This is a genomic window from Flavobacterium sp. FlaQc-52, from assembly GCF_044007495.1.
GTDB lineage: Bacteria > Bacteroidota > Bacteroidia > Flavobacteriales > Flavobacteriaceae > Flavobacterium > Flavobacterium cupriresistens.
In genome coordinates this window covers 374095-399102 of record NZ_JBIPCV010000004.1, presented here as the reverse complement: position 1 = coordinate 399102, position 25008 = coordinate 374095, and the positions used below count along the sequence as shown (strand labels likewise).

Here is a 25008-nt window from a genome sequence, read left to right as displayed (position 1 = left end):
TTTGGTTAAAAATTTTCAAATAAAGTAATGTTATGAGAAGACAATTTTTATTTATATTTTTAGCCTTGATTGTAGCAAATACAAGTCAGGCACAGACAAGATCGACAAGGATTGGCTACATAGATATGGAGTATATCTTAGAAAATGTCTCTGATTATAAAGAAGCAAATGCACAATTAGAGCTAAAAGCTCAAAAATGGAAACAAGAAATTGAGACCAAAAAAACGGACATCAATAATCTCAAAGAAAGTCTTAAAGCTGAAAAAGCATTACTGACTAAAGAGCTTATCGATGAAAGAGAAACAGAGATTAAATTTCTGGAAACAGAAATGCTGGATTATCAGCAAAAGCAATTTGGAGCTGACGGAAATTTAATCCGACATAAGGCAGCTTTAGCAAAACCAATTCAAGATCAGGTTTTCACAGCCGTTCAGGATATTGCCGAAGCCAAAAATTATGATTTTGTTTTTGACAAGTCTTCTGATTTAACAATGCTTTTTAGCAATAAAAAGTTTGATATTAGCGATCAGGTTATCCGTATCTTAAACCGAACTGATAAGCGTGAACAATTGACTAAAAAACAATTGAAAGAACAAGAGAAAAAAGAAAATCTTGAAAACGCTATCGATGAGAATCCTGCCATGAAAGACAGACAAAAAGTTCTGGATGACCGAAAAGCAGCAAGAGAGAAATTAATTTTAGATCGAAAACTAGAGCAGGAAGCTAAAAAGAAAGAATACGAAGACAGAAGAAAAGCATTATTAGAAGAAAGAGAGGCCAGAAAAAATGGCACGGTTTCTGAACCAGCAAAAACAGACGCTACTAAAACAAGTCCGTCTACTGATAAACCTACTGCCACGACAGAGCAAAAAACAACAACAGTTCAGCCAGCGGCAACAGAAAATAAAGCAGAAGAAAGACAAAAACTTTACGAGCAGCGTAAAAAAGAATTAGAAGAAAGAAAGAAGAAAATTTTAGAAGAAAGAGAAGCGGCCAAAAAAGCAAAAGAAGCCGCAGCACAGAAAACAAATACGACCAATAATTAATTAATATTTTAAAAATGATGAAACAAATCAAAACTTTACTAATCGCTGCTATGCTAATATTAGGAGCAAGTAACACAATGAACGCACAAGCTAAGGTAGCCCATGTTGATGTTAGCGAGATTATGTCGAAAATGCCTGCAATGCTTGACGCACAAAACCAACTACAAAAATTAAGTGGTACATATGATGCTGAATACAAAAAAATGGTTGACGAATATCAAGTAAAAATCAAAAAGTATGAGGCTGAAGCTGCAACAGTAACAGAAGCTGTAAACGGTGAGCGTTCTAAAGAAGTTCAAGACATGCAAAAAAGAATTGTTGATTACAGAGACAATGCACAAAAAGAACTACAACAAAAAGAAACTGATATCGTTAAACCATTAATGGAAAAAGTAAGAGCTTCTATTCAAAAAGTTGGAAAAGCTAAAGGTTTCCAATACGTATTAGACGGTTCTACTCTTTTATTAGCTGACGGTCCAAACGTTACAGCTGACGTTAAAAAAGACTTAGGATTCTAAGAAACACTTTCTTATTATAAAAAAACGGCTCTGCTTTTTAAGTTGGAGCCGTTTTTTTATTTTAGAGCAATGACCACAAGGGTTAAATTCCAAATTTTTGAAATTCCAAATTTCAAACCTAAAAGTTATGGAGAAGTCAAAGCTGTGCTTGTCTATGTCATTTCGAAGAATGAGAAATCACATTAGCTGCTCCGTTTCTATTTTCCACAATTTTGTCATACTGAGGGACGAAGTATCTTCTCAAGTAATTCCGTAAAGTGAAGCTTAACGGTATCGATTCGACAGACGTAGATCCTTCGTACCTCAGGATGACAAACTGTACGAGGTTTCTATTTTTCTCAATTTTGTCATACTGAGGTACGAAGTATCTTCACAAGTAATTCCGTAAAGTAAAGCCCAACGGTATCGATTCAGCAAACGAAGATCCTTCGTCCCTCAGGATGACAAACTGTACGGAGTTTCTACTGTGATTTCTCGACTTCGCTCGAAATTGACAAACCTCAACATACATTTTACAGATTTCAGAGTACATTTACTACAAGTTTCTACCTTCAGAATCGTTTTAACCAACTACATCCATCACGCCTTTTTATTCTTCCTTAAATCTTATTTTTATTTAAAATCCGGATTGTAGAGAAACGCAGAAATATGTAACTTTGCTTTATGACGAATAATAATCCTATAGGTGTTTTTGATTCCGGTATCGGAGGAACTTCCATTTGGAGTGCCATTCATGAACTACTTCCGAATGAAAGAACCATTTACTTAGCTGACAGCAAAAATGCGCCCTACGGTCAAAAAACCAAGGAAGAAATTGTAGCACTAAGCAAAAAAAATGTTGATTTTTTAATCGAAAACAATTGCAAACTAATTGTGGTTGCCTGCAATACTGCTACTACAAATGCTATTCGTGAACTTCGTGCAAGCTACAACATTCCTTTTATCGGAATTGAACCTGCTATAAAACCTGCCGCTACGAATTCGAAAACACAGGTTATTGGGATCCTCGCTACTCAAGGCACTCTCAACAGTGAGTTGTTTAACAAAACTGCCGAAATGTTTCAGAACACGACCATCATTGAACAAGTAGGTCATGGACTCGTTCAGCTTATTGAAGAGGGTAATCTTAATTCGCCAGAAATGACGCAATTATTAGAAACTTATCTGCAACCTATGATCGAGGCTAATATTGATTATTTGGTTTTAGGATGCAGTCATTATCCGTACTTAATTCCACAAATCAAAAAAATCCTGCCGGAACACATTCAGATTATAGATTCAGGGGAAGCTGTAGCACGTCAGACTCAAAATGTATTACGCGAAAAAGTGGGCTTTACAGCTGCAGAAAAAAGCGAATCTGTCTTTTATGTCAATTCAAATCCATCGGTTTTAAAATCGATCTTAAACGACAAATACGAGGTTATACAAAAGGATTTTTAAGAACAAATCCTTTTGTAAATTATTCTTCGTCTTTAAACCAACCGGAATACATAACATAATTGTTCGAAATGCGTTCGATTTCGCCGGCAAAGTCAGACTGGTCAATTTCTTTTACCTTTCTAGCCGGAACACCTGCATAAATGCTTCCTGAAGTCACCACCGTATTTTGCGTTAAAACAGCACCGGCTGCTACTATAGAGTTGCTTTCGATCACACAGTTGTCCATTACGATAGCGCCCATTCCGATTAAAACATTGTCATGAACCGTGCAGCCATGAACAATTGCATTATGACCTATTGAAACATTATTACCTATAATAGTCGGATGCTTTTGATAGGTGCAATGAATAACGGCTCCGTCCTGAATATTAACTTTATTTCCGATTTTAATATAGTGAACATCACCGCGAATAACAGCATTGAACCAAACGCTGCAAGAGTCTCCAAAAGTAACATCTCCGACAATAGTTGCATTTTCGGCCACATAACAATCCTCAGGAATTGCAGGTGATTTTCCTTTTACAGATTTAATTAACATAAAAAAGATTTTTAATTAATAGCAGGACAATTACAATCGTAACGTTCCTTTTTACAAAACAAATTGATTCCCAAAGTAATCTGATGGTAACCACCAGTATCAAATTTCACATTACCCGTAACTTGAGAATAAGTATAGGCAAACATGAAATTTTTATAATTTATACCTATTATAGGTGTAATATATTGTAATTTCTGAGAAGCAACTCCACTTCCCGGGCTATATTCAGCTCCATCAAAACTTCTTCTATAAGACAATGCTGCCCATAAACTTCCAAAATCCATGTTTTTGTAAGCTTTTAAATTTAAATCAATTGATTTTTCTTTGGTCTTATCAAAGTATTGAAATAAAACAGAAGGTTCCCAGGTTATATTCTCCTTCTTACCAAAAACATACCCTACACTAAGCAGCAACTTTCTCAGGTTATCACTTTCAAGATCACTGTACAATTGTCTTCTGGTCTCCAATAATCCCTGAACAGTAGCGTGAGCATAAAAATTCAGATAGTTATAAGAAGCTCCTACATCAACATTAAAATAAGAATCTTTTTGCACAGAACCGAAAATAAGCGGGTCAAAAGTTGTTCCGAATTGTGTTTCATCCAACTGATTCTGAATCAATCCCCCACTAATTCCAAAAGAAAGCTGATTCAAATCGATTTCGTCTCTGGAGAACATGATATGATGTGCGTAGGTAAGCTTAAAACCTTTTTGAGAATGGTATCCGTTTTTATCGTTAAAAACAATAATTCCGGCTCCGGATCGCTCTCCTATCCTACCATTAAAACTTAATGTTTGCAAAGATGGAGCATCCTCCTGGCCAAACCATTGTTTTCTGGCCGTAAGTCTGATTTTAGCACAATTTGCCGCGCCAGCCATCGAAGGGTGGATTAAATAATAATTATCAGACAAGTAATCTGAATATACGGGGATTCCTTCTTGTGAATAAGAATAAAGAGAGGTAATCAAAAAAACAAATAATACTCTGATTCTAAATTCCATAAAGGCAACTTTGCTTAGATATACTTACAACTCTTCGCATTTTATACGATTAATTTGAAAAGAGTCTTAATTATTTTATTAAAAAACCAAATATAGGTATTAGTAGAAAATAACTTTACTAAATTTGCAAAAAAATAAAGCTCATGACAAAAATCACTATAAAAGAAACTCAAAATCCAACGATCTTAAAGTTCGAATTTGAAGATTTCATCACTCAGAATCAAAACTTTGAATTCAAAAATATCGATGACGCACAATCTTCGCCATTGGCGCAGCAATTGTTCTATCTTCCGTTTGTAAAAACAGTTTATATCTCAGGGAATTTTATTGCTATTGAAAGATACAGTATTGTGGAATGGGATGATGTAAAAGACGCTGTAGCAGAACAAATCGAGTCTTTTGTAGACAAAGGTGGTGTGATCATAAAAATTGAGGAAAGCAGTACTAAAAAACAGCCTATTACGGTTTATGGCGAAACAACTCCAAATCCTGCGGCATTAAAATTCGTAGTTAGCAGAATGCTGACCCGAAATGCTGTTGAATACAAAAACATTGACCAGACTGCTTCTTCTCCATTGGCAAAGGAATTGTTTAAATTTCCTTATGTTAAAGAAGTTTTTATTGATGAAAACTATATTTCGGTAACTAAATATGACATCAATGACTGGCAGGAAATCACACTTGAAGTACGAACTTTCATCAAACAGTTCATTGAAAACGGAGGAACTGTTTTAGATGAAACATTAATCGAAGTGGCTACTAAAAACGACATCACTAAAGATGAAGCTTTTGACAAATTAGATGTTACTTCTCAGCAAATCATTAATATCCTGGAAGAATACGTAAAACCTGCAGTAGCAGCTGATGGTGGTAATATTGCATTTGACTCTTATAATGAAAATGACAAAACGGTAAAAGTAATTTTACAAGGAGCTTGCAGTGGTTGTCCTTCCTCTACTTTTACACTAAAAAGCGGTATCGAAAACATGCTAAAAAGCATGTTAAACGATGAAGCGATTAAAGTAGAAGCTGTAAACGCATAAAACAAAAAAGCATAAAAACAGAAGCGCCTTCATCGAGGCGCTTTTTTTATTTCACCCTATCTCTCTAATTTTCAGTAAATTATTTCAATTATAATACTATAAATTCTGTAGAAATAATTAATATTGTAGCATAAACCAATCAAAATCAGAAACTATGGGATTATCTTCGTTTTTCAAGAATTTATTTGGCACCGCCAAAGAATCAGCCACCGATTTGGCCAATCAGGCAGAAAGTACTTTTGAACAGGCTAAAGAAGCTGCTGCACCCTATATAGACCAAGCAGAGACTTTTGCTGAAGAAACGCTGGCCAAAGCCAAAGAAGCTTCGGAACCGCTACTTAATACTGCTGCAGAATATGCCAGTCAGGCCAAAGAAACAGTTAGCGAATATGTTGAAAAAGCTTCTGACTCTATAAGTGACGTTATTGATTCTGTAAAAGAAAAAGCAGGTGAGCTAACCGGAGAAACCAAAACCGCTATCTCAGATACTGTAGCCGATGTTAATGAAAAAACCGTAATAGCCAAAGATGAGATTGCTGATGAGGCTACAGACAAGGAATAAAAAGCCACATCTTTTCTTATAAAAATAAATATCTTTATATTTGCACCACTAATATACCTTCTCTATTGAGAAGGTTTTTTTATTCTTATAATATGTACATCAATTCAGATCAGATTAGTAATTACGCCAACAAATTCGTGGACGTATTACTTGATTATTCGCCAAAATTCATTTCGGCATTTGTAATTTTATTTATCGGCTTATACGCCATAAGATTAATAAACAGAATCATTAGAAAGATAATGGTTAAGAGAAATCTAGACCCTACCTTAACTAAATTTCTTGCTGACATTCTACTATGGGCTTTACGAATTTTATTATTTGTAACTTTTATTTCAAAACTTGGAATTGAAACTTCTTCGTTTGTTGCCATTTTAGGAGCAATGGGACTTGCAGTTGGTTTATCCTTACAAGGTTCTCTTTCTAATTTTGCAGGAGGAATGTTGATTATTGTTTTCAAACCTTTTAAAGTTGGAGACACTATTGAAGCACAAGGTGTAATCGCAACTGTAGTTGAAATTCAGATTTTCGTTACTAAGATGTTAACTGCCAACAACCAAACGGTTTTTGTTCCTAACGGTTCATTGTCTAACGGAACAATCATTAACTACTCCATGCAGGGAGAAAGAAGAGCTGATTTAACTTTTGCTGTTTCTTATGATTCAGACATTAAAAAAGCGAAAGAAGTGCTTTTAGAGGTTTTAACTAAAAACCCTAACGTCCTTAAAAATCCTGCTCCTGAAGTTTTCGTTAAAAACCTAACAACAAGTGCCATCGAATTTTCGGTACGTCCGTGGGCAAAGAATGAAAATTATGGTGTTGTTTTCTCTCAAACTCTGGAAAATTGCAAAACTGCTTTAGATGAAGCCGGAATTGCAATTCAACCGTACACCATTCAAAAATAAGAAGTACTTTTTATTTTTTTGATGGCGTAGTCATCATAAAATCTTTTAAGTAATAAGGTTCAAAGTAAGCGACATCTACGGTGTCGCTTTTTTGATATTTATCAAAACTGATTTTACTCATTGCTGCTGCCGAAGGATATTTGATATTCTCTAAAAAAATAAAATTTTCTTTTGTCAGAACTGCTTTGCCTTTTTCGGCGCAATCTCCAACAAAATAGATCGTCTCACTGATGTCTCCAAAAGAATTTTCGTCTATAACTTCTGCCTGAATTGCTCTTTCAACTTCTAATTTAGCATTAAAAATCTCGCTGTACACTTCCATTCTTCTTGCGTCAAGCATGGGGATAATTTTCCCATCCGTAACCTGAGCCTGAGAAGCCAAAGTCAATAAGGTATCAACCGCAATCAATGGAACGTTTAATGCGTAACACAAGCCTTTTGCAGCCGAAACTCCAATTCGTAAACCGGTATAAGAACCCGGTCCTTGACTTACCGCTACTGCTGCTAAATCTTGAACAGAAATCCCCGCTTCGGCAATTACTTCTTCGATGAAAACATGTAATTTTTCGGCATGGGAATATCCCTCTTCTGCGATTTCTTTACATAAAATTGTTTCACCATTTTTTGCAATTGCTACAGAACAATTTTTGGTAGCGGTTTCAATATTGAGAATAAAAGACAATGTATTACTTTTTAAGTTGAATTATTTAACCTGAATTATTTTTTAGAAGTATCTGCTTTTTTAAGCTTCACTTTATCTCCCGAATTTAAATCTTTAGAAACCGTAGTATAAGGCCCAGTAATGACAACATCCCCTGGTTTCAGACCCGATATTACTTCGATATTCGTATCGTCCTGAATACCTGTTTTGATGATTCTGATTTTGGCCTTATCGCCCGATTTCACAAAAACGCATTCAAATTTCTTATCGCTTTTTGGAGCTGCTTTTTTATCTTCATTAGGATCTTCTACTGTAAAATCCTTTACAGCTGCGGTATCCGATTTGACCACAACAGCACTAATTGGCACTGCTAAAACATTATTCCTCGTCTGTGTACTAATATCAACCGTAGCGGTCATCCCTGGTCTGAAAGGAGAATAGGTGGACGGTTTACCTTCTAATAAATCCTGATAAGATTCTTTTAAAATGCGAACTTTAACTTTAAAATTAGTAACCTGATCTGAAGTCAAAGCGGTACTTGCTGAGTTAGAAATACTCGTCACAACACCTCTGAATTTCTTTTTCAGATAAGCATCCACTTCAACATTGGCTTCATCACCAATTTTTATTTTTACAATATCATTTTCATTTACATCTACTTCAACCTCCATATTATTGAGGTTCGCTACTCTTAACAACTCTGTTCCTGCCATTTGTTGTGTTCCTAAAACACGTTCTCCCAATTCTACATTTAATACAGAAATGGTTCCATCAGCCGGAGCATAAATAGTAGTACGTCCCAAATTATCCTTTGCCTCAGTTACAGAAGCCGAAGCACTTTGTACGTTATAATAAGCATTTTGTTTGGTGGCTTTCGCTACTTCAAAAGAAGCGACCGCTTTGTCCCAATCTGATTTTGAAATTACGCCTTTATCATACAAGGTTTTATTTCTCTCATAATTTGATTTAGCTTCTTTAAAACTAGCATCAGATTGTGTTAAACCTGCTTTAGATCCCGCTAAGTTAGCCACGGAACGATCTAATCCGGAAGTATATAAATCCGGATTTATTTTAACAAGCAAATCTCCTTTTTTAACAACTTGCCCTTCTTTTACATTTAATGCAATGATTTCTCCCGAGACCATTGAAGCTATTTTCACTTCAATTTCGGGTTGAATTTTACCTGTAGCAGAAACCGTTTCAACAACTGTTGAAGCTACTACTTTTGAAATCTCTACCTCTTTTCCTTTATCCTTATTTCCCAGTACACCCGATTTTGAAAGAAAAACCAAAACTGCGATAACAACCATCGCACCGCCGACTAAGAAATAAATTGTTTTTTTTGACATACTAAATTATTTTGTGATAATTGGGACAATTGGAATTCCGAAATAAAACTCAATTATTTTAATCTTAAACATGTAATCATATTTAGTCCTGATAACATCTGATTGTGCATTGGTCAACAAGGTTTGAGACTGTGTAAAATCAAATGAATTCATTAAACCTACGTCATATTTTTCTTTTGCATAATTATAAGCTTGTTGTCTTGCTTCTAAAGTTACATTAGATGATTCATACGCATTTAAAGCCCCTTTTGCATCTGTAAAGGCAGTATAAACATTACGCTGCAAATCTAAACTTTTTTGCTCTAAATCTATTTTAGATTTCTCTAAACTTACTTTATTACGTTCTACATTATTTCTAACGGAGAAGCCATTAAAAATCGGAACATTCAATTGAACACCAAAATTATGTCCTTTATTATCACTAAATTGCTGAAAAACAGGAAGTGCATTACCATAAATAATGTTTCCATCAGCATCTTTACCAACTGGTATTTCACTATAACTTGCTCTTGTATTAAAGCTATAAAAACCTGCAAGTGTCGGCTGATAGGCTCCTTTTGCAATAGCAACGTTCTTTTCAGCAATTTCAAGATTAGTCTGTGCTAATTTTAATTCTGTTCTGATTTCTTTTGCTTTATTATAAATATCAGTTGGACTTTGTGCCATGATATTATTTTCATCTTTCGCATTGGTATCATCAATAACATCAAATTCTGTAAATTCTTTAAGCTGTAAAAGCTGTGCCAAACTTAACTTAGAAATCAATAAACTATTCTCGGCAATAATAATGTTTTGCTTATCTGTAGCAACTGTAGCCATTAAGTCAAACAAATCACCACGAGGAATTGTACCCGCATTTACCATTTCTTCAGAGCGGGTAAGTCTTTTTTCATCGATAGACAATTGCTCTGTTTTTACCTTTAGATTTTCTTTATTAAAAAGAATCTGCAGAAAAGCATTTGCCACATTTAAACCAATATCTTCCTGCATTTTAAGCAGCTGATACTTTGAAGCCACGATTGAAAGATTCGCTTTTCTAAGTGCATTTTGATTTTGTAACCCCTTGTAAATATCTACTCCGGCATTCACTCCAATTGATGAATATTGTGTTGTCTGCGTTGCAGCAATATTGGTAACAGGATTTACGTTCAGACCTATATTCCAAGAGTGGGAAGCAGTTCCGCTTATATTTGGTAAAAAACTACCGATTGCCCCTCTTTTATCAATAGCTGCGTTTTTAATATCTAATTCTGTATTTTTAATTGTGATATTATTTTCCATTGCGTATCTCACGCATTCTTCTAAAGTCCATTTTTTTGTTTGCGCCTGACCTGATAATCCAAATCCAAGAAGCATTGTAAAAACAAGAGTGTTGTATTTATTTATTTTCATATATTTTGAATGATAGTATAGCATCAATACTACACAAATTTAACTTATTTTAAAAGCAAAAAATCTACAAATTTTTAAATTATTTCTTCTCCCCCTCTGTTATCAGGCCCTGATTCCAGATTTTAATATTGTCTGTACTCTTAATACCACTCTTAATTTGAACATAAATCCCATCACTTACCCCCAAAACTAAATCTTTTCTTTTAAACTTTTGAGGCGTTGTCTCAATCTCTACATAAGGTTTTTGTGTCTTTTTGTCAAATTGAACTAATGATTCTTTAATAGCAAGTACTTTCTCTGCTTTTTCTAAAATGATAGACGCATTTGCACTCAAACCGGCTCTGATAAAAGTTTTCTCTTTATTAGGCAATGATGCTTTAATTTCAAATTGAATTGCTCCATTCTCCACTACTCCTTTTGGCGCTATATCCGTTAAAACAGCTTCAAACTTTTTGTTTTCAATCGCTCCGACTGTAATTTCAATCGCCAAATTTTCTTTTATTTTTCCTACCTCAGATTCGTCAATTTTTCCAATAAAGATCATTCTTCCAACATCGGCAACACTTGCAATTGTAGTTCCTTCATTAAAGTTATTACTTTCAATAACCTGATTCCCCACTTTCACGGGAACAGCCAGAACCATTCCGTTTACCGTAGAACGAATTAGCGTATTAGCATAATTTCCCAAAGAAGTTGTTGTTCCTGTTTTTACAATATCTAAACTTTGTTTGGCTGCCAGATAAGTTTGTTTGGCTTGTGTGTAAGCCAATTGTGCAGCATCAAAATCGTTTGCCGAAATAACATCTTTATCGAATAACGTTTTTTGTCTTTTAAAGATTTTCTCCTGATTGTCTAAAGCAATTTTAGCCGTTTGTACCTGATTTTGTGTACTGCTTACATTAGACACATTGGCTACTACTCTAATTTTCGCAATCATATCACCAGCCTTGATTTTTTCTCCTGCTTTGATATACACTTCTTCGATAATACCCGAAATATTTGGTTTGATTAACACCTCTTCATTCGGTTGAATATTACCTGTCGCTATGGTATTTTTTACAATCGTTTTAATTTCTGCTTTCTCCGTTTTGAAGACGATAGGTGACTCCTGATTTTTAGCGTACAAGTAATATAGTGCGCCAAAGAAAACTACAGCAATAAAAATTAAAATAGTTACCGTTACTCCTTTTTTCATTTTGTTTTTGGTTTAATCGATTATTTTTTTGATTGATAATTTATTCTGCTCGTAAAGCATCTACAGGCTTTACATTGATTGCGGTCTGCGCCGGAATAAATCCTGCCAGCAAACCCGATCCAACTAATATTAATAATGCTACAAACACTACTCCTAAATCTACGCTTGGACTGGCAAACATGGTATTACTATCAGGTGGCATAGAATCTAAAACCAGGTTCAGAATCGCTATAATTCCGGTTGCTACTGCTATTCCTAACATCCCCGAGATAATAGTTAAAAAGATAGACTCTGATAAAATTTGCCCCCTGATGGCTGCCGGTGTTGCTCCTAAGGCTCTTCGGATTCCAATTTCTTTTGTACGTTCTTTTACTACGATAAGCATAATGTTAGAGATCCCAATTACCCCTGATATTAAAACTAAGGTTCCCACAAAATAAGCAATGATTTTTAGAATGTCAAACAAACTTTGCACCTTCTTAAATTGTTCGTACAAGTCAAAATTTCCCACCGCCCTGTCATCTGTAGGATTTACCGAATGCAGTGCTCTGATCAATTCTAAAATTTTTGGTTTTAAATCTGTAATCGACACCTCGTCTCTTGCCGTAAGCGCCATCCAGCCCACTTTATCTCCAAAATTAAAAGCTTGTTGAAAAGTCGTAAACGGAACAAAAATATTTTTCTGTTCCTGTTCTGCATTCCCTCCCTGTTGTTTGGATTTATAAACGCCAATTACCATAAAATTAATTCCGTTTATTTTTACGTAACTCCCGATCGATTCTTCTTCTTTTCCGTACAGTTCCGTGATCACGCCTTTACCAATAACCGCGACTTTTCTTCTTTCGGCAATATCCTGCTGATTTACAAAACGACCTTTTATAATATCCATCGGTTGTTGCTTGATCAACTCCGGATAATCGCCATAAACCGTAAAAGAGGACGTTTTGGTACCACGAACGACATTATTAGTTCCGTTAAAATCACCCAACTGATTTCTTGGTGAAACATATAACAAATCCGGAAACGCCTGTTTTAAAGCCATAACATCGCTGTTTCTGAAATCGTAACGACGGGTTTTAGGTAAACCTTTATAAGCTTTTGAGGTCGTCTGACTCCACATAAACATAGTGTTGGTCGCAATTCCGTCAAAACCTTTTTTAACTCCGTTTTCTAAACCATTTCCTGCCGCTAGCAGTATTACAAGAATAAATATCCCCCAAAACACCCCAAATGCTGTAAGCACTGTCCTAAAGACATTGGCTGTTAAGGCCTGTAAAATTTCATCCCAATTATCTTTTTTAAACATAATTATTCGTCTCTAAGTGCTACAATAGGTTTAATTTTGGCGGCTCTGTATGCTGGAAAAAAGCCGGCCATTGCTCCTGCAAATACCAGTAAAACCAACGTGGTTAAGGCCACCGTAAAATCAACTTGAGGATTTTGAAAATATTCACTTTGAACCATTGGCCCAACAAATTCCAACAATAATAAACTTGCCAGTAAACCAACAAAACCTGCTATTGTAGTAATAAAAATAGACTCGTGAAGGATCATCGAAATAATAGAAAACGGTGACGCTCCCAATGCTTTTCTGATTCCTATTTCTTTTGTTCGCTCTTTTACAATGATCAACATAATATTACTTACCCCCACAACTCCGGCAACAATGGTACAGATACCTACCCACCAAAAGAACAATCTGATGTACAGATTTAAATCATAAACTTGTTTGGCATCTTCAACTGTATTATTCACTCCTATTGCACTATCATCATCAGGTGCAATAATATTTTTACTTTTTAATAATTGCTTTAAATCCTCTGTAAACTTTCTTGATTGTGCCAAAGCTTGATCATAATCATCTGTCTTTTTTAGAGTAAAAAACAAATTACTAATTTTATCTCCTCCTCCAAAAGCTCTTTGCACAGTAGTTAATGGCAGATAAGCTCTTGTTTCCTCTCTTTCACCAGCAGGATCTGTAAAGACCCCTACTACTTTAAAATTAATGTTACTTATTGAAATCTCCTCCCCAAGCGCTTCTTTCCCTTTAAACAAATCCGTTTTAACCTTCATTCCAATAACAGCGACTTTTTCATTTTTAGCAAGATCTCTACTATTTATAAATCGCCCTTCTACAACCGTAACATTTTCTATGTCTCCATAATCCGGATCAACCCCTCTATATTGATAAGCCCCCGATTCTTTTCCATATGAAATAACTGCTCCCCAAAAATTAAAGGTTGAAGCTCTTTTATCTAATTTATCTTCAAATTTCTGAATGGATTGCGAGTAATCACTATTTCTAAACTGTATCTGTCTTCCGGGATTTAAACCCTTATACTCTTTTGTTGTTGTATTACTCCAAACTTCAATAATCCCCGCAGCGTCGCGTTCAAATTGTTTTTCAATTCCATTCTGAAGTCCTTTTCCTGCTCCAAGTAAAATCACCAGAATAAAAATTCCTGAAGCCACAGAAATTCCCGTAAGAAAGGTTCTCAACTTGTTTTTGGAAATGGCTTCAAATATTTCGTGCCAACGTTCAATATTAAACATAAGATGTAGCTCTAACTTGTTCTACCATTTTATCGTCGATAATTAATCCGTCTTTCAGGACCACATTTCTTTTGCACATTGCGGCAATGTCGGGCTCATGGGTTACAATCAGGATCGTTTTACCCTCATCATTAATTCCCTGAATAAGTTCCATTACTTCATACGAAGTTTTAGTATCTAAAGCACCGGTTGGCTCATCTGCCAACAGCACTTTTGGGTTTGAGGCTAGCGCTCGTGCAATAGCCACACGTTGTTTCTGACCTCCGGAAAGTTCACTTGGCAAGTGATGCGAGTGCGTCCCTAAACCTACTTTTTCCAGATATTTCATTGCAATATCATAACGCTCTTTTCTTTTTACTCCCTGATAATACAAGGGCATAGCAACGTTATCAAGTGCCGTTTTATAATTGATCAAATTGAACGATTGAAAAACAAATCCTAAAAATTTATTCCGATATTTTGAAGCTATCGTTTCGTTCAGTTTTTTGATTGGTGTTTTATCTAAAATATAACTGCCCGAATCTGCCTCATCTAAAATTCCTAAAATATTAAGAAGTGTCGACTTTCCAGAACCCGAGGACCCCATGATAGCAACCAATTCGCCTTCTGCAATATTAAAATTAATTCCTTTTAACACATGTAACTCTGAACTTCCCATCTTATAGGACTTGTGCAAATCTTTGATTTCAATCATGGTATTGTTAAATTTTAAAACAATAATAACATTTTTATTAAGTCAGTTGTGGTAAGAAAACGTTAATAATTCTGCCTTACTATTTCAATAAGACTCCATTTCTTATCAATTGTTACACTTTTTTAAGATAATATAATTGTTTTCTTAATTTTGCATTACTAAAAAATCGCACTAATGAAGTTTCTTTCTGCTCTTTCCCTGTTCACGGTACTTAATCTACTTGTTGGATGCTCTTCTACTCAAAAATTAGAAACTTTAAAACCGGAGCCGGATGACGCCAGCCCTTTGGTTTATGAAAGCAATCCATCGTTTATAAACTTACCCATTACGGTAAAACTTCGAGATATAGAAAACCAGACGAATACTATTTTGAATGGTTTAATTTATGAGGATACCAACATAGAAGACGATGATATCGAAATGAAAATCTGGAAACTGGCTCCCATTAAAATTCAAAATGATCCTGCAAATCCCGATAAAAAAATAAAAACGATCCTGCCGCTAAAAGCAACTGTTAAATACCGAATCGGTACCAAGAAATTAGGCGTTGAACTTTACGACATTCGTGAGTTTAATCTGAATGGTGTAATCACCCTCTCAAGTGAAGTGGCTTTAACAAACTGGAAACTGAATACCAAAACGGAGTTCAAATCTCTGGATTGGAACGAAAGTCCTACCATGCTGGTTTTTGGAAAAAGCCTGCCAATTACCTATTTAATTAATCCGGCAATCTCTATTTTTAAATCTAAAATTGAAAAAAGCATAGATGACGCGATCGAAAAATCTATGGATTTTAAACCTAATGTTTTATCTGCTTTAGAAAAAATCTGTACTCCTTTTCAAATGAGTGACACCTACGAAAGCTGGTTGCGCATTGTTCCGATCGAAGTGTATGCTACCAATGCAAAACTTAAAAATGATCAGTTTTTATTGGACATGGGAATGAAGTGTAATATGGAAACCATTGTCGGCAAACAACCGGAATCAAAATTTAATGCCAATAAGATTGTTTTAAAACCTGTCGCTAAAATTCCAAATCAAATTTCGGCCAATATTGCTGCTATTTCAACTTATACCGATGCTTCTAAAATCATGACCAAAAATTTTGCAGGTCAGGAATTTGGATCGGGAAGCAAAAAAATTACGGTAAAAAATGTAGCCATTTGGCACAAAAACGACAAAATGGTCATTGCGCTGGATGTTCTGGGATCTATTAACGGAACTATTTATCTAAACGGATTTCCTCAATACAACCCACAAACCAAAGAAATTTATTTTGACAAACTGGATTATGTTTTAGATACCAAGAGCAAGCTAATGCGCACTGCAAGCTGGTTGGCTCAAGGATACATTTTAAGAAAAATGGAAGAAAGCTGTCGTTATTCTATTCAACCTAATTTGGATGAGGGCAAAAAAAGTATGGCTGCCTATCTTAAAAACTACTCTCCGATGCCTGGTGTTTTTGTAAACGGAAAAATGGAAGACATTCAATTTGATAAAATACAATTGACCAATCAGGCTATTATTGCTTTTATAAAGATAAACGGTACCGTTAATGTTTCGGTGGATGGGTTGAAATAGATTGAGAGGAGACTGTATAATAGTTGTTTTTTAACCGTAAGGTTCGCAAAGCCTTTTATTACTTTGAAAACGGTTATTTTTTTGACGCAAAGAGCGCAAAGTTTTTCTTTTGCACGCAGATTTAGCAGATTGAACAGATTTTTATAAAAGGTAAACAGATCAGCCTAATCCGCTACCCGAGCGATAGCGAACTGGCGAAGCAAATCTGCGTGTAAAAAAATCATTGCTAGCTTTGCGTTTTTTCTTGTGTTTTTCTAACCACAAAGCCCAAAGGATTTACGTAAAGTCCCCAATTTTGAACCTTTGTTCATTTGCTCCTCTAAACCTTAAAAAAACGATCTCAAAAAAAAAGCCGTCTATTCAGACAGCTTTGTTTTCTTTTTTGACTTGTACATTTTGTAAATCAGAAAGCCAATTATTACGACCAACAGATAAGGAATTACCATTAGATAAACAATTCCATCATTTACGGCCTCTGCTTTTTTTATATTTGAATCCCCTGACAAAGCAGCACGACACATGGCGCATTGCGCATTGGCTGAAATTGCCAAAAGGAAAAAACAAACTCCAAAAACAAACGTTTGGAATTTGGAATTCGAACTTTGAATTTTATTTTTAGTAAACATAATAAGGAGATATCATTAAATAAACCACCACACCCGTCACAGCAACGTACAACCAAAGCGGAAACGTAATTTTTGCAATTTTTTTATGCCTGTCAAATCGTTTTGCCAAGGCTCTCACATAAGTAATTAACACCAACGGTATGATAGCAATAGACAATAAAATGTGTGTTACCAAAATAAAGAAATACACATAACGTATTACTCCTTCGCCACCAAATTTAGTCGAATCAGAAGTCATGTGATAAGCCACATACATTACCAAAAAGGCAACCGACAATGCAATAGCAAACGTCATTAACCCTTTGTGTAGCTTTTGATTTCCGTTTTTAATAGCGATTACAGCCAAAACTAAAACAATCGCCGTAATACCGTTTGTTGTAGCATAAATTGGAGGCAAAAATGATAAGGGTTCTACATCGTATCCTAAATCTTTTAATTTAACTCCAAACAAAATAGCTACTACAAGCGGAATTATAATTGAAACTGCAATAATTAACTTGCTGTACTTTTTTTCTAATGAATTGTCTTCCATTTTATTCTTCTAATAATATTTTAATATCTTCCTGAATGTCTCTAACGCCTTTTTTGTCTAATCCGTCATAATACAAAATCGGATTCCCGAATTCGTCTTTACGACAACGAATGTTTCCATCTTTGTCAATTAAGGCAAACAAACCGGAATGTTCGAAACCGCCATTTACTTTGGCATTTTCACCTGCATACAGATTAAAGCCTTTATTGGACAAATCCATAATTGTTGCTTTATCACCCGTCAGGAAATTCCAATTAGACGATTTTACTCCAAGTAATTTAGCGTGATCTTTCAAAACCTGAGGTGTATCATGACCTGGGTCAATTGTAATAGAAACGATTCCGAAATTAGGATTTCCGAAAAATGTTTTCTCGATTTCCAACATACTCAAATTCATCTTTGGACAGATAGAAGGACAGGTGGTGAAGAAAAACTCCAGTACATATACTTTTCCTTTGTACGATTCGTTTGAGATTTTCTTATCCTCCTGATTGGTCAATTCAAACTTAGGTGCCGGTCCTATCGTAAGCAATTTTGCTGCCGATTTTGAATCTTTCAAACCAACATTATCCAGGCGATTCCCTTTAACAATTTCTCCTTTTGTTACCCTGTCCACAATTTTTGGCACAGCGTAAATTCCAAAGATTAAAACAATAAACGAAATTCCGATATATGATTTATTTTTAAACATTATGATTGAAATTTAAAGTTGTTTAGTGGCATTGTGATTCTTTTTAAGAGCGGCACGATATTCATATAAGATAATCTTAAAATCATCTAACATTTCGTTACTCAATTCAGACGGGTGAAAAGTATCGTATCCTTCTTTGTAGTCTTTCTTATCTTTTCTGCCTCTCAAATTTCTTTCTTTATCAATGATGTAGACATTGGAAGTCCCTAAGGTATCATCCAGTTTCCCTTTTAAATTGAGTTGCTTGTAAAAGGCTTTGATTTCGTCAGGTGATGCAAAAACAAACTTCCATCCTGACACATCTGTAAAAGGTTTCAGAGCATCTAATACTTTCTGTGCTTCCACTTCGGTACCGGTTGGACAAAGCACCACAAACTGAAGGTCTTCGAAACCGTAGTAGCGTTTGTATATTTTCTCGTTTAAGTTAAAGTAATTACCGCGATTGGCTAAAATATCATCGCCAGAAAAACCTAAAACGGTGATCTTTTTATCGAGCGAAACTTTTTTACCGTCTAAAGATTTCCAATCTCCAAAATCCTTGATTTTTGGCGTTATTACGGGAAGTGTAGTAAAACTGTTTACTCCTGAGGCAAAAAATAAATAGGCGACAATTGGTAAAACAAAAAGCACAAAGAGAACTATATTTTTTTTCATTATTTCAGTAGAAGTTATTGAGGTACAAAAATAAAAAAAGCTCCGTTAAACGGAGCCTCTTTTCGAATTAATATCATGTTAAAAATTCCATTTAATAGTAGAATCTTTAAAAACACCATAAATATAATGTCCTTCTGTAAGTAAAATAAATAATAAATATAAAACCAGGAAAATAACCGGTGATACGACAGACCATCTAAGACTACTTGTTTCACCTTCCATGTGCATAAATGCCCATACAATGTAGTATGCCTTGTATATAGTTAAGATATAAAATATCCAGTTCAATAAATTCAATCCTACAAAATGATTAAATTCTAAAACTCCAGGTTTGTAGATCCCTAAGATTACCTCTACAGTAGTTACCATAGACAATAATAGAAAAACAGACCAGATTCTTTTTGTATTTGATACGTGCTCGTGTGACATAATAATTAAAATCTAAAATTAAACTAAGTAGAAAACTGTAAATACAAATACCCAAACTAAATCGACAAAGTGCCAGTATAAACCAACTTTCTCTACCATTTCATAGCTTTTTCTTTTCTCGTAAGTTCCTAACAATACATTAAAGAAGATAATGATATTGATGATAACTCCAGAAAATACGTGGAATCCGTGGAATCCTGTAATGAAGAAAAAGAAATCAGCAAACAATTTACTTCCGTATTCATTTCTAGTCAGGTTTGCACCTTCTACTACATATTTCGCAGTACTTAAACGAGCTTCAGATTCGGCTCTGTCTAAAACAGTTTTTTTCTTTTTCTCTGTCAATTTTTCTGTTCTCACCAACAATTCAGGGTGTGCTTTAAAACCAGCCTGAACTTCAGCAACAGAATAAGAAGCTACTGTTTCAGTATCTTCCATGAACCAAGAAGTTTTACTTCTGGTCAAAGCTTCTCTTTGCTCCGGTAATTTAACAGCAAAGTCAGCTAAAGCTACTCTTTTACCGTCTTTATCAACGAACTGCAACAAACTTCCTCCTGCTGTTTCAACAGCACCATATTCTCCTTTAATGAAGTTTTTCCATTCCCAAGCTTGTGAGCCAACGAAAATAAAACCTCCAATAATAGTTAAGAACATGTAGATTGCAACTTTTGTTTTTTTCAATTGATGACCTGCATCAACCGCTAACACCATAGTTACAGATGAGAAAATCAAAATAAAAGTCATTAAGGCTACATAATACATCGGAGCCGAAACGCCGTGCATAAATGGAAAGTGAGTAAACACTTCATCAGCCAAAGGCCAGGTTTCAATAAATTTAAATCTTGAAAAACCATAAGCAGCAAGGAATCCAGAGAATGTCAAGGCATCTGACACGATAAAAAACCACATCATCATTTTACCATAACTTGCTCCTAATGGCTGGATCTCATGACCGCCTCCCCAAGTTTTTTCGTCGTTATTTGCAGTAGTAACTGTCGCTTTCATAAAAGATATTCGTTAAAAAGTTCCCAAATTTACGTTTTTTTCTTATTTAAAGAAATATAAAAATAAAAATAATAATACCCATAATAAATCCAAAAAGTGCCAATACATCGCACCTAGTTCTATACCAAGAGTTTGAGTCGAATTGTATTTTTGTTTAAAATGATTATAAATTATAATTAAAAGTGAAATCAACCCTCCAGCCAAGTGTAATAAGTGTGTAACGGTAACTACATAAAGAAAAGTTGTAGTAATTGAACTACCCTGTCCTGTAAAATAATAACCACTTTCTACAATCTGTCCAAATCCTACAAATTGCAAAACCACAAACAAAACACCCAACGCTAATGTAGCCAAAAGAAAAGCCGTAGTTGCGCTTCTATTGTCCTTTTGAATGGCTTTTTTAGCCAAGTAAAAAGTAACACTACATCCTATAATTACAGCAGTACTAAAGTAAAATGCTGTTGGAAATTCAAAATTCTTCAACCAATCCGGTCTCGATCTGCTCACTACAAATGCACTTGTAAGACCGCCAAACATCATGGTCATACTTGCCATTGCGAACAACAAAATCAGCTTAGCCGACTTTGATTTTCTTTCTTGTTCTTCACTTATTTTCATTGTCATTTCCATAACTATCTTAAAAATTTATCTACTATATATATAATTTGCAATAACGAAATATACGAAACACTAACCAACATTAGTGTTCTTGCTGCCTTTGCAGTTCGCAATTTGTACAATCGTACCGCATAAAACAACATCCATAATCCTAATAAGAAAACCAAAATTGCGGCAACCGGCGAGATAAACAATTGTCCGGTATACCCTAAACATGGCAATAGAGAAGCTATAATCAACCAAACGGTGTACAACATAATTTGCATGGCAGTTCCTTTGTCTTTTCTTCCTGTTGGAAGCATAAAGATTCCTGCTTTTTCATAATCTTCATACAAAAACCATCCAATTGCCCAAAAATGAGGGAATTGCCAGAAAAACTGAATCAAAAACAAGGTTCCGGCTTCTATACCAAATTCTCCGCTGGCTGCAACCCATCCTAACATAAAAGGAATTGCTCCCGGAAAAGCACCAACAAAAACAGACAACGGCGTCACTGTTTTTAAAGGCGTGTAGATACTGGTGTATAAAAATATAGAAATAGCAGCAAACATAGCCGATTTTGCATTGATGCTATACAGCAACGCAATTCCAACAATGGTTAACAAACTTGCTACAAACAAAGCCATTTTTGGAGACATACGCCCTGAAGGAACGGGACGGTTTTTGGTTCGATCCATTAAAGAGTCGATATCTTTTTCGATTACCTGATTAAAAGCATTTGAAGCTCCAACCATGCAATATCCTCCTATCATCAAAACGATCAGAACACTCCATTTAAAAGGATGCTCGTCATTAACACCTAACAAATACCCCGCAATAGAAGAAAACAAAACACTAATTGCTAAACCAGCTTTAGTGATCTCTTTAAAATCGAGAAACAATGATTTAAATGAAAATGTGTTTTTAGTAGCGTTCAATACGATAATTGTTTTGAATGTTTTTTTTGAGTGGTGCAAATGTACAAATTGATTATAGAATCAGAACCTATAAAATTATATTTTTTTCAATAAAACCTTTACAAAATAAGGTCTTGCAGATTTTTAACACAATCTTTTCGAAAAATCTTATTAAATATCCTAGTAATCAAAATACCAATTAAAGATATCAGAACGCAATCCGATCGTAAACCAGGTAGTACTTTGTTTAAATGTAGTTGCCGTTTCCTGTGTCGGATCAAAATTCCTGTAGATAAAACTTCCGAAGAATTTCAAATTTGTCATCGGGTTAATCAAATATCCTCCTTGTATGTCGGCAATAAAAATACTGGTTTTATTACCCTGCCCTACTTTTACACCAGTGTCATACGGACGTTTTTCGTCGTAACTTTTATAAATATCACCACCGTAATTAAAACTGTCTGCCGTGGTATTAAAATCCAAACCACGTTTCCCGGTTGTAAATTTCGCATCGGCAAAATAACGTCCTTTGTGATAACGTGCGATTGCAACTAATTCCTCAAAATTCCCTCCCCATTGGTGCCCCATACTCTGATTGTTATGACCGTAATTGGTAATAACAGCACTATGTGAATACACATACGGACGCACATGATTGTATTCGACCTGCAACAACAAATCCTTTACTTTGAAGGCATTAAAATACTTGGCTCCTATCTGGTACCCTATTTTGTTTTTCCAGCTGTTATCGCCTCCTTTTATATCTCCGAATGAAAATTCATCGATTAAAAGCTGCGCATATAAATTAAGTTCATTGTTCCATTTGTATTTTGCAGACATTCCCAAAAGCGCATTACCACTTTTTGATGATGATGTAAACTCGACTGTACGGTAAAAAATAATCGGATTAATAAAATTAACATCAAATCCTCTGTTGTTACTATCAGTCCAGACCACCGATTCGAAGAAACCTAAATTCAGCTTATTTGAAACGTTCCAGCTTAAATAATGATTCGCCATAAATTTTGTTGCATAGGTTTTTTCAACCGTAACATCGGGACGAACGTCTTTTAGCCACATATAGGTATTGGTGTATTTTATCTTCCAGAAAGTGGTATTAATTTTAAAGTATGGATACGGACTTGGTCCATCACTTTCCAACAGCGAACGATATCCGTCTCCGATAAAGTTTCTACCATAACCCAATTGCAAATCAAAAAACTTACTTGGAGCAAATGTAATATTGGCTTCCGCTAAAGGAAAATCGTATGCATCTGTTTTAAATCGTTTTGCAATTCCAACTCCGGGAATAATCGCCGGATTTCCTCCGGATGGCTTTATAGACTCTGCATAATCATTAAAATAACCTGCAAATCGACCTTGGCTTTCAAAAATTGTAGTGGTAAAATTAATCTGTTTCCCTAAACCACCTCTAAAATTCAAAGCACGAGTATTGACATAAGTCGAAGGATCAATATCTGAAGCCTTACCCACTTGCAAATCAAGAATAGGGTTTAATGCCAGCCAATAATCTTCGCCTTGAATTTGTACTAAATTCTCATTCCAGAATTTTCTCCCTAACCAGGTCGTTGTTTTTTTCTGAAGCGATTCGTTAACCGCTTTTAAGTTATAGTATTTCTTAACCTCATTATAGGTATAAGGTTTAGAAGCAGTGTGATTATTACTTCCAACCTGATTCATTGCTCCGTCAAATTGCGCATAATAACTATGAGAAAACGGAATGTTTAAATGACTATCAAACTCCTGATTGTTGTATTTTTTATAGACAATACTGTCCAGTTCTGTCATTGGTTTTTCTACCGGTCTTAAAATCTCAGCCGCCGCCAAAGCTTCTGCTGCAATCTGATCCGCACTTTTTAACGGTATTCCAATCACAATGGTGTATTTTGAATAGGTCGGTTTTCCATTATAAGTAGAGGGTTTCACAATAGGAAACTTCCCAAAAACACGCTTTGCTTCTTGCGACAATGCCTCATTCAATGCATTTACATAAATCACTTTAAACGCCCCTTTTTCATCCACTTCAAAAAGAACTCTTACTTCTCCTTTATACTCTGCTTGTTTTAAATCTTGAGGAACTTCAAAATTATGAAAGACAAAATCCTGCACTTCTTTGTAAAAACAATTTTCTAGTTTTTTAGATTGCAGATTTTCACAATTAGGAAAAACAGGAAATTGCTCTGATGCAAAACCGGGAGTAATGGAAGAATTCGTATTTTCCTGCGAAAAAGCAAACAAGGCGGATAATGTAAAAACGAAGGTTAAAAAAATCTTGTTCACGTAGAATTGGGTTTTCATTTAATATTGATTTGAGGTATTTTCTCCTTCGGCAATTGCTTTTGCCGCCGAAGTTCCGATGCGTTTAACTCCTAAACGAATCATTTCTATTGCTTCATCATACGATCGCACTCCACCGGCAGCTTTTACCGATAAAGGGGATGCATTTTCTAACATCATAATTATAGTTGGGACCGTAGCACCGTTTGGCAAATCATTTTTGGTTTTAAAAAAACCGGTGGATGATTTCACAAAAACAGTAGTATAATTTTCTTCTTTAAAATTTGATATGACCACATTTTTAATCAAAGCCGAAAGCTGAATAATCTCCTTATCCGTCAAAGCGGCCACTTCGATAATCCATTTTACGGTTTTATTGTGCGCCAGTCCAACTTGTGTACCGATTAAAACCTCTTCCTTTATCAGCGCACTGTCACCATTTTTGAAAGCCTCGTAATTACATACAAAGTCCAAATCGTCGGCTCCGTTTGCTATTGCTTCGTTTGCTTCTTTAATTTTTGTTTCTAAATCTGATTTACCTTCCGGAAAATCGATAACAGTACCAACAAGCAAAGTCGAATTGGCTTTTAGAATCATTTCTTTAGCCAAACTCACCTGTTCAGGACGAATCATAACAAGCTTAAATCCTTCCTCAATTGCTTCGGCAATCGTCTTTTTAACCACAGCAAGATTTGCTGCTTCAGAAAGTCCCGCTTGCGAAGCTGTTTTTAAGTAAGTAGAATCCAAATAGTACTTAACGTTCATGATATTGAGAATTATA

26 protein-coding genes are annotated in these 25008 nt (G+C 35.1%); 7 read left to right on the top strand and 19 right to left on the bottom strand.

The window, feature by feature from the left end; translation table 11 throughout:
- The first annotated feature begins 32 nt into the window (after positions 1–32).
- From ACHRV5_RS10405 to murI, 3 genes are all read left to right on the top strand, one after another.
- Positions 33–1046 carry an OmpH family outer membrane protein gene (locus tag ACHRV5_RS10405; RefSeq protein ID WP_395426680.1) on the top strand — a complete coding sequence of 338 codons (1014 nt, stop codon included), beginning with the start codon at positions 33–35 and terminating at the stop codon, positions 1044–1046.
- Positions 1047–1060: 14 nt separating this feature from the next.
- On the top strand, positions 1061–1564 hold the full coding sequence (locus ACHRV5_RS10400; protein WP_205625349.1) for an OmpH family outer membrane protein: 504 nt from the start codon (positions 1061–1063) through the stop codon (positions 1562–1564).
- Between the two features lie 663 nt (positions 1565–2227).
- Positions 2228–3004 carry a glutamate racemase gene (murI, locus tag ACHRV5_RS10395; RefSeq protein WP_395426679.1) on the top strand — a complete coding sequence of 259 codons (777 nt, stop codon included), beginning with the start codon at positions 2228–2230 and terminating at the stop codon, positions 3002–3004.
- 19 nt (positions 3005–3023) lie between these two features.
- Here murI and ACHRV5_RS10390 read toward each other — a convergent pair whose 3' ends face one another.
- Positions 3024–3542 (bottom strand): gamma carbonic anhydrase family protein, encoded by a 519-nt coding sequence (locus ACHRV5_RS10390; RefSeq protein ID WP_395426678.1) that lies wholly within the window; start codon positions 3540–3542, stop codon positions 3024–3026.
- 11 nt (positions 3543–3553) lie between these two features.
- Positions 3554–4543 (bottom strand): type IX secretion system membrane protein PorP/SprF, encoded by a 990-nt coding sequence (locus tag ACHRV5_RS10385; RefSeq protein ID WP_395426677.1) that lies wholly within the window; start codon positions 4541–4543, stop codon positions 3554–3556.
- Between the two features lie 143 nt (positions 4544–4686).
- Here ACHRV5_RS10385 and ACHRV5_RS10380 point away from each other — a divergent pair, with 143 nt between their 5' ends.
- The 3 genes from ACHRV5_RS10380 to ACHRV5_RS10370 all read left to right on the top strand — a co-directional run bounded on the left by ACHRV5_RS10380 (position 4687) and on the right by ACHRV5_RS10370 (position 7053).
- Entirely contained in the window at positions 4687–5586 is a 900-nt protein-coding gene (locus ACHRV5_RS10380) for a NifU family protein (RefSeq protein ID WP_395426676.1), read from the top strand.
- A gap of 154 nt (positions 5587–5740) precedes the next feature.
- Positions 5741–6148, top strand: a complete 408-nt coding sequence (locus ACHRV5_RS10375; RefSeq protein ID WP_395426675.1) for a YtxH domain-containing protein — start codon at positions 5741–5743, stop codon at positions 6146–6148.
- Between the two features lie 92 nt (positions 6149–6240).
- On the top strand, positions 6241–7053 hold the full coding sequence (locus ACHRV5_RS10370; protein ID WP_395426674.1) for a mechanosensitive ion channel family protein: 813 nt from the start codon (positions 6241–6243) through the stop codon (positions 7051–7053).
- Between the two features lie 10 nt (positions 7054–7063).
- Here the strand turns inward: ACHRV5_RS10370 and tsaB are convergent, their stop codons facing one another.
- From tsaB to ACHRV5_RS10335, 7 genes are all read right to left on the bottom strand, one after another.
- Positions 7064–7735, bottom strand: a complete 672-nt coding sequence (gene tsaB, locus ACHRV5_RS10365) for a tRNA (adenosine(37)-N6)-threonylcarbamoyltransferase complex dimerization subunit type 1 TsaB (protein WP_395426673.1) — start codon at positions 7733–7735, stop codon at positions 7064–7066.
- A gap of 35 nt (positions 7736–7770) precedes the next feature.
- On the bottom strand, positions 7771–9063 hold the full coding sequence (locus ACHRV5_RS10360; RefSeq protein ID WP_230004536.1) for an efflux RND transporter periplasmic adaptor subunit: 1293 nt from the start codon (positions 9061–9063) through the stop codon (positions 7771–7773).
- A 6-nt stretch (positions 9064–9069) separates the two neighbouring features.
- The gene (locus ACHRV5_RS10355; protein ID WP_395426672.1) at positions 9070–10455 is read right to left on the bottom strand and encodes a TolC family protein; all 1386 of its coding nucleotides are present in this window, start codon (positions 10453–10455) and stop codon (positions 9070–9072) included.
- A gap of 79 nt (positions 10456–10534) precedes the next feature.
- On the bottom strand, positions 10535–11650 hold the full coding sequence (locus ACHRV5_RS10350; RefSeq protein WP_047773143.1) for an efflux RND transporter periplasmic adaptor subunit: 1116 nt from the start codon (positions 11648–11650) through the stop codon (positions 10535–10537).
- Between the two features lie 40 nt (positions 11651–11690).
- Complete coding sequence (locus tag ACHRV5_RS10345; RefSeq protein WP_047773142.1) at positions 11691–12956, bottom strand: ABC transporter permease; 1266 nt, start codon at positions 12954–12956, stop codon at positions 11691–11693.
- 2 nt (positions 12957–12958) lie between these two features.
- A complete protein-coding gene (locus ACHRV5_RS10340) occupies positions 12959–14203 on the bottom strand; it encodes an ABC transporter permease (RefSeq protein ID WP_047773141.1) in 1245 nt (414 codons plus the stop codon).
- Positions 14196–14897, bottom strand: coding sequence for an ABC transporter ATP-binding protein (locus ACHRV5_RS10335; protein WP_047773140.1), 702 nt, complete (start codon positions 14895–14897; stop codon positions 14196–14198). Before ACHRV5_RS10335 ends, ACHRV5_RS10340 begins: the two co-directional genes overlap by 8 nt.
- A gap of 174 nt (positions 14898–15071) precedes the next feature.
- Between ACHRV5_RS10335 and ACHRV5_RS10330 the strand changes: the two genes are divergently transcribed.
- Entirely contained in the window at positions 15072–16478 is a 1407-nt protein-coding gene (locus ACHRV5_RS10330; protein ID WP_395426671.1) for a DUF4403 family protein, read from the top strand.
- A 356-nt stretch (positions 16479–16834) separates the two neighbouring features.
- Here ACHRV5_RS10330 and ACHRV5_RS10325 read toward each other — a convergent pair whose 3' ends face one another.
- The 10 genes from ACHRV5_RS10325 to deoC form a co-directional block, all read right to left on the bottom strand.
- A complete protein-coding gene (locus tag ACHRV5_RS10325) occupies positions 16835–17104 on the bottom strand; it encodes a hypothetical protein (RefSeq protein ID WP_047773137.1) in 270 nt (89 codons plus the stop codon).
- Positions 17094–17636 (bottom strand): DUF420 domain-containing protein, encoded by a 543-nt coding sequence (locus ACHRV5_RS10320; protein ID WP_047773135.1) that lies wholly within the window; start codon positions 17634–17636, stop codon positions 17094–17096. Before ACHRV5_RS10320 ends, ACHRV5_RS10325 begins: the two co-directional genes overlap by 11 nt.
- A gap of 1 nt (position 17637) precedes the next feature.
- Positions 17638–18327: an SCO family protein gene (locus ACHRV5_RS10315; RefSeq protein ID WP_230004533.1), complete on the bottom strand. Its 690-nt coding sequence runs from the start codon at positions 18325–18327 to the stop codon at positions 17638–17640.
- Between the two features lie 12 nt (positions 18328–18339).
- Positions 18340–18981 carry a hypothetical protein gene (locus ACHRV5_RS10310; protein WP_047773132.1) on the bottom strand — a complete coding sequence of 214 codons (642 nt, stop codon included), beginning with the start codon at positions 18979–18981 and terminating at the stop codon, positions 18340–18342.
- Positions 18982–19059: 78 nt separating this feature from the next.
- The gene (locus tag ACHRV5_RS10305; protein WP_047773130.1) at positions 19060–19410 is read right to left on the bottom strand and encodes a cytochrome C oxidase subunit IV family protein; all 351 of its coding nucleotides are present in this window, start codon (positions 19408–19410) and stop codon (positions 19060–19062) included.
- A gap of 18 nt (positions 19411–19428) precedes the next feature.
- On the bottom strand, positions 19429–20415 hold the full coding sequence (locus ACHRV5_RS10300; protein ID WP_047773128.1) for a cytochrome c oxidase subunit 3: 987 nt from the start codon (positions 20413–20415) through the stop codon (positions 19429–19431).
- 42 nt (positions 20416–20457) lie between these two features.
- Entirely contained in the window at positions 20458–21045 is a 588-nt protein-coding gene (locus tag ACHRV5_RS10295) for a cytochrome c oxidase subunit 3 (RefSeq protein ID WP_047773126.1), read from the bottom strand.
- Between the two features lie 2 nt (positions 21046–21047).
- Positions 21048–21950 (bottom strand): heme o synthase, encoded by a 903-nt coding sequence (gene cyoE, locus ACHRV5_RS10290; protein WP_047773125.1) that lies wholly within the window; start codon positions 21948–21950, stop codon positions 21048–21050.
- A gap of 159 nt (positions 21951–22109) precedes the next feature.
- Complete coding sequence (locus tag ACHRV5_RS10285; protein ID WP_395426670.1) at positions 22110–24248, bottom strand: gliding motility protein RemB; 2139 nt, start codon at positions 24246–24248, stop codon at positions 22110–22112.
- Positions 24249–24992, bottom strand: coding sequence for a deoxyribose-phosphate aldolase (gene deoC / locus ACHRV5_RS10280; protein ID WP_395426669.1), 744 nt, complete (start codon positions 24990–24992; stop codon positions 24249–24251).
- Positions 24993–25008 lie beyond the last annotated feature (16 nt).

Coding starts and splice junctions, on each gene's coding strand:
- ACHRV5_RS10405 (WP_395426680.1), top strand. CDS start 33: ATGAGAAGACAATTTTTATTTATATTTTTAGCCTTGATTGTAGCAAAT.
- ACHRV5_RS10400 (WP_205625349.1), top strand. CDS start 1,061: ATGATGAAACAAATCAAAACTTTACTAATCGCTGCTATGCTAATATTA.
- murI (WP_395426679.1), top strand. CDS start 2,228: ATGACGAATAATAATCCTATAGGTGTTTTTGATTCCGGTATCGGAGGA.
- ACHRV5_RS10390 (WP_395426678.1), bottom strand. CDS start 3,542: ATGTTAATTAAATCTGTAAAAGGAAAATCACCTGCAATTCCTGAGGAT.
- ACHRV5_RS10385 (WP_395426677.1), bottom strand. CDS start 4,543: ATGGAATTTAGAATCAGAGTATTATTTGTTTTTTTGATTACCTCTCTT.
- ACHRV5_RS10380 (WP_395426676.1), top strand. CDS start 4,687: ATGACAAAAATCACTATAAAAGAAACTCAAAATCCAACGATCTTAAAG.
- ACHRV5_RS10375 (WP_395426675.1), top strand. CDS start 5,741: ATGGGATTATCTTCGTTTTTCAAGAATTTATTTGGCACCGCCAAAGAA.
- ACHRV5_RS10370 (WP_395426674.1), top strand. CDS start 6,241: ATGTACATCAATTCAGATCAGATTAGTAATTACGCCAACAAATTCGTG.
- ACHRV5_RS10360 (WP_230004536.1), bottom strand. CDS start 9,063: ATGTCAAAAAAAACAATTTATTTCTTAGTCGGCGGTGCGATGGTTGTT.
- ACHRV5_RS10355 (WP_395426672.1), bottom strand. CDS start 10,455: ATGAAAATAAATAAATACAACACTCTTGTTTTTACAATGCTTCTTGGA.
- ACHRV5_RS10350 (WP_047773143.1), bottom strand. CDS start 11,650: ATGAAAAAAGGAGTAACGGTAACTATTTTAATTTTTATTGCTGTAGTT.
- ACHRV5_RS10345 (WP_047773142.1), bottom strand. CDS start 12,956: ATGTTTAAAAAAGATAATTGGGATGAAATTTTACAGGCCTTAACAGCC.
- ACHRV5_RS10340 (WP_047773141.1), bottom strand. CDS start 14,203: ATGTTTAATATTGAACGTTGGCACGAAATATTTGAAGCCATTTCCAAA.
- ACHRV5_RS10335 (WP_047773140.1), bottom strand. CDS start 14,897: ATGATTGAAATCAAAGATTTGCACAAGTCCTATAAGATGGGAAGTTCA.
- ACHRV5_RS10330 (WP_395426671.1), top strand. CDS start 15,072: ATGAAGTTTCTTTCTGCTCTTTCCCTGTTCACGGTACTTAATCTACTT.
- ACHRV5_RS10325 (WP_047773137.1), bottom strand. CDS start 17,104: ATGTTTACTAAAAATAAAATTCAAAGTTCGAATTCCAAATTCCAAACG.
- ACHRV5_RS10320 (WP_047773135.1), bottom strand. CDS start 17,636: ATGGAAGACAATTCATTAGAAAAAAAGTACAGCAAGTTAATTATTGCA.
- ACHRV5_RS10315 (WP_230004533.1), bottom strand. CDS start 18,327: ATGTTTAAAAATAAATCATATATCGGAATTTCGTTTATTGTTTTAATC.
- ACHRV5_RS10310 (WP_047773132.1), bottom strand. CDS start 18,981: ATGAAAAAAAATATAGTTCTCTTTGTGCTTTTTGTTTTACCAATTGTC.
- ACHRV5_RS10305 (WP_047773130.1), bottom strand. CDS start 19,410: ATGTCACACGAGCACGTATCAAATACAAAAAGAATCTGGTCTGTTTTT.
- ACHRV5_RS10300 (WP_047773128.1), bottom strand. CDS start 20,415: ATGAAAGCGACAGTTACTACTGCAAATAACGACGAAAAAACTTGGGGA.
- ACHRV5_RS10295 (WP_047773126.1), bottom strand. CDS start 21,045: ATGGAAATGACAATGAAAATAAGTGAAGAACAAGAAAGAAAATCAAAG.
- ACHRV5_RS10285 (WP_395426670.1), bottom strand. CDS start 24,248: ATGAAAACCCAATTCTACGTGAACAAGATTTTTTTAACCTTCGTTTTT.
- deoC (WP_395426669.1), bottom strand. CDS start 24,992: ATGAACGTTAAGTACTATTTGGATTCTACTTACTTAAAAACAGCTTCG.